Origin of the sequence: Moorena sp. SIO4A5 (genome assembly GCF_010672005.1) — a bacterium.
Lineage (GTDB): Bacteria > Cyanobacteriota > Cyanobacteriia > Cyanobacteriales > Coleofasciculaceae > Moorena.
Genome location: NZ_JAAHHZ010000603.1, coordinates 1 through 3,007, shown reverse-complemented (window position 1 = coordinate 3,007; position 3,007 = coordinate 1). Strand labels below are relative to the sequence as shown.

The following is a 3,007-nucleotide window of genomic DNA, read 5'->3' as shown; positions in this document are numbered from 1 at the left end:
CAGTTGCGTGTTTTGGGAATGTAGCGTTGCGCTTTCTTACCCAACAGATTTTCAAACTCAACTGCCTTAATCTGCCCTGTACCGGGGCGCTTAACCCAGATATTTTCCATCGTCAGCCTTTCTTCAGGTAATATCTCTCGTATTGACACCACACAAGCATAAGCAAAGTCAATGGTGGGTTGTTCTTCGGGCAAGATCTCTTTTGTGCCTCCCAAGGCGCTATAAATAACCTTTGAGCCATCGATTAACTCTTTTAGTTCAGTTGGATCAATCGAAATCGGAACGTCGGGTCCTGGCCAGCTTTTATCGGAAGTAAAGTGCTTTTCTAAGATGCGAGCCCCCAAGGGCACTGCACCAAAACAGGTATAGTTGCCAAGGGAATGATCGCTCAAACCTAATACTGCGTCTGGAAACTGTTCTGCCAGAACCGATAATGCCCCCAAACGAACCTTTTCATGAGGCGTCGGGTACATGGACGTGCAGTGCATGATGGCAAACGGGACGCCCGCTTCTTGCAAGATGTCCACGGCTGGCATAATTGAGGCCAAATTATTCATCCCCGTACTGAGGATAACAGGCTTACCATAGGAAGCAATATGCTTGATCAATGGGTAATTATTGCACTCGCCAGAACCAATTTTATAAGCACAGACTCCCATTTTTTCCAAACGGATGGCAGCAGCTCGTGAGAAAGGGGTACACAGATAGATCATACCCTTTGACTCTACATAGGCTTTGAGCCGAACTTCTTCATCTTCGGGAAGGGCACAACGCTTCATGATCTGCCAAATACTCTCATTGGCGTTACCTGGTACCACATCATTAGGAATCATCTCATCTTCAATCACATGGCACTGGAACTTTACACACTCACAACCAGCCCCATAGGCATCATCGACCATGCGAATCGCTTTATCAAGATGCCCTTCATGATTGATCCCGATTTCGGCAATCACGAGGGGCGCGTGTTCTACTCCTACCCAGCGATGACCTAAGCGAAACTGTTGCCTCATAGCGTTTTTGTTCTCATTTTTTTATGATCATATATAATATTAAGGAAATTTGGTGATGAGCAAGATTTATCCAGGACTTATGCAAAAATGGACAACAAAGGCTATAGTTAACTGTTATAGTTAGTAGGGTGCGTTATTAACGTACCCTACAGGTAAAGTTGCTGGGTAAGATCTGCCCTCAAATCCATGCTTAGTGCGATCAGAAAGAATCAAATTAGCCAAGTACAAATCCCAAGGCGTGTCAATCTCTAGGGAGCGTTCAGGTGTCATCACATAAGCATAAGTGCGATCTGTTTCAAGAGTCTGCTTTTCGATTAAGATGTCACGCCGCACCAGAAATATCGCCCCATTCCAAGCATAGGCTGGCGGCAGCACTTGTCGGCGCAGGTAGCCATCGGGTTTTTGCACAAAATCCTGTAGTTTACCGTCACTCGTGATCCGCCTCGTAAAATATGGATGGGTAGACGCCTTACAGACACTTACCACACTATCAGCATTCTGCTCCAACGCCAATTCAATCCCTAAGTCAATATCCTGAGCTGAACGCAACGGCGAAGTTGGTTGCAACAACATCAGATAGTCTATTGTTGTCCCTTCAACTTGTTCTAACCAATCGACAGCATGTATCAACACGGAAATGTGAGATGAATCGTCTTGCGCTAGTGCTGCCGGGCGCAGGAATGGCACCTCGGCTCCCCACTTTTTCGAGATTTCAGCAATCTCTTCATCTTCAGTAGAAACTATCACACGATTCAACCTATGACTTTTTAAGGCAGCTTTAATTGTCCAAGCGATTAGGGGCTTACCCGCCAGCCAGGTAGTATTCTTACGGGGAATGGACTTCGAGCCACCCCGTGCGGTAATCAAACCAATAATTTTGTTCATGATTCAATTAATTTATGCTTCTTTATAGTGGTGATTCATACTAAATCCGGTTGTGAAAGTAGCTTTTATTACTAATAGGTAAATGGCGTGATAGGCATATGGGGAGAGGGTTTGAGGGTTATCACTATAAAGCCACTGTGTGAACAGGATTTAGTATCAGCTCATCACGGCAGTAAATTACTAAATTATTGATGTTAGAAAAACCTTGGGGGATAGTTGTTTCTACAAAATTTCCACCAAAACAAACAGTTCAACCTGTAAATAACATTGAACTGCCTTGAATAATTAACATAAACAATTATTTAGCAAAGGGAACAGAGGATCTTGAAACAAAAATTATTACAAATTAATTTAGGACGCTATTTTATTGGCAAAACTAGTAAGTATCAGTATTTTGGACTTTGGCAAAAAAAGCTAAATTGCCCCAAAATCCTTAACCCCGTGAAAACCAATCCTTCTAGACTGGCGACGGGTAAATTCTCCCACTGAGGGATTTCCTTGAGGATCTACAACTCCTGTTACCTGTTGCCATAACACATCAGGAGCCAACGATAGCTTATAGGTGCGATCGCCTGTCTTGGCAACGTGATACCACTGGGTTTCCTGGCACTCACTACACCAAAAAGCCTCTAGCCACTCTCCTTCAATGGCTACTGTAGTTTTACTCGCTATCAGCATCAAGGCATATTTTTGTTTAACACCACGTTCCATCAGTTGTCCTGCTCGATCCGCAAACAATCGATATTTTTGACTAGCACTATCCAGGTGGCAACGATGAATGGGACAGAAAATAGCTCTTCGTTTAGAACGTTTCCGATTACGTTCACATCTTCTTTTTTGAGGTGTTGTTTGTGTCATTATAAGGGAACAGGGAACAGGGAACAGGGAGTAGGGAGTAGGGAATCGGGAATCGGGAATCGGGAATCGGGAATCGGGAATCGAGAATCGGGAATCGGGAATCGGGAATTTAGAATTTAGAATTTAGAATTTAGAATTTAGAATTTAGAATCGGGAGTAGGGAATCGGGAAAAAATCCTGTGTAGCTCATTACTATGAGAACCGCTATAAGCGCGTTGATCATACTTATAGCGTTTCTAGGATTTATGAGA

Annotated in this window: 4 protein-coding genes; 1 reads left to right on the top strand and 3 read right to left on the bottom strand. The window is 43.6% G+C overall.

What is annotated here, in order from left to right; genetic code table 11:
• The 3 genes from F6K57_RS41750 to F6K57_RS41740 all read right to left on the bottom strand — a co-directional run.
• Positions 1 to 1,013, bottom strand: a 1,013-nt coding sequence (locus F6K57_RS41750) for an N-acetylneuraminate synthase family protein (protein WP_293075069.1), incomplete at its 3' end; no start/stop codon positions are given.
• Between the two features lie 120 nt (positions 1,014 to 1,133).
• Positions 1,134 to 1,898, bottom strand: a complete 765-nt coding sequence (locus F6K57_RS41745) for an acylneuraminate cytidylyltransferase family protein (RefSeq protein WP_293060526.1) — start codon at positions 1,896 to 1,898, stop codon at positions 1,134 to 1,136.
• A gap of 414 nt (positions 1,899 to 2,312) precedes the next feature.
• Positions 2,313 to 2,609, bottom strand: a complete 297-nt coding sequence (locus tag F6K57_RS41740; RefSeq protein ID WP_293060524.1) for a hypothetical protein — start codon at positions 2,607 to 2,609, stop codon at positions 2,313 to 2,315.
• Between the two features lie 36 nt (positions 2,610 to 2,645).
• On the opposite strand from F6K57_RS41740, the gene F6K57_RS41735 reads away from it, so the two are divergent.
• The gene (locus tag F6K57_RS41735) at positions 2,646 to 2,876 is read left to right on the top strand and encodes a hypothetical protein (RefSeq protein WP_293060522.1); all 231 of its coding nucleotides are present in this window, start codon (positions 2,646 to 2,648) and stop codon (positions 2,874 to 2,876) included.
• Positions 2,877 to 3,007 lie beyond the last annotated feature (131 nt).